Below are 759 nucleotides of genomic sequence, written 5' to 3' on the forward strand. Positions count from 1 at the left end.
CGATGCCTGCCCGGTGATGTGCTACATCGCTGACGGCAAGTCGGGGGCTTGCGACCGCTATGCCAACCACGCGGGCGAACTGGTGCGGCTGGACCCGCTCACGGTGATCCAGTCGGGCGCGCAGGCGGTGGCCTTTCTCGATCAGGGGGGAAACGCGCAGGACTGGGACGGTGACGTCATTCAGGGCGGGCGCGCCTTTGTCACGGCGGTGGGTGCGGGCACCACCTATCCCGATTACAAACCCGCCCCCTTCATTGTCAGCCAAGAGGTCGACGGCGTCGACATGGTTACCGTCGTGACCGAGGGGATATTTTCCTACTGCGGCGTCAAGGTGAAGATCGACACGGATCGCCACATCGGCGAGGAACGCGCAATCGTGCGCGTGGAGGGCGAGGCGGTGGGCCACGTGATGACCTCCGAATACGGCTCAAAGATGCTGTCGCTCGGGGGGGTCGAACACCTGACGGGCGGCTCCAAGAAAGAGGGCCGCGTCACCTGCGATGCGCTGCTGCGTCTCTGTAACCGCGAAGCCGTCGAGATGACGATAGACGAGGGCTGCACGCTGGTGGTTCAGGCCGGAAAGGCACCCATCATCAACGGGGTGCCGGAAAAGCTGATGCGGGTGGGCTGCGGTTCCGCCACCATCGGGATGTTCGCCAAGCAGTGGCACGGCCATGTCGACGAGGTCGTCGTGGTGGATGATCATATCACCGGCGTGCTGAGCGAGCATGAGGCGGGCCGGGGGTTGGAGATGACGCC

At 64.7% G+C, this 759-nt stretch carries 1 pseudogene; it reads left to right on the forward strand.

The window, feature by feature from the left end:
* Positions 1-759 (forward strand): annotated as a pseudogene (locus A3764_RS17480) (6-hydroxynicotinate reductase); the annotation flags it as partial.

Origin of the sequence: Sulfitobacter sp. HI0129 (assembly GCF_001635395.1) — a bacterium.
Taxonomy (GTDB): domain Bacteria; phylum Pseudomonadota; class Alphaproteobacteria; order Rhodobacterales; family Rhodobacteraceae; genus Sulfitobacter.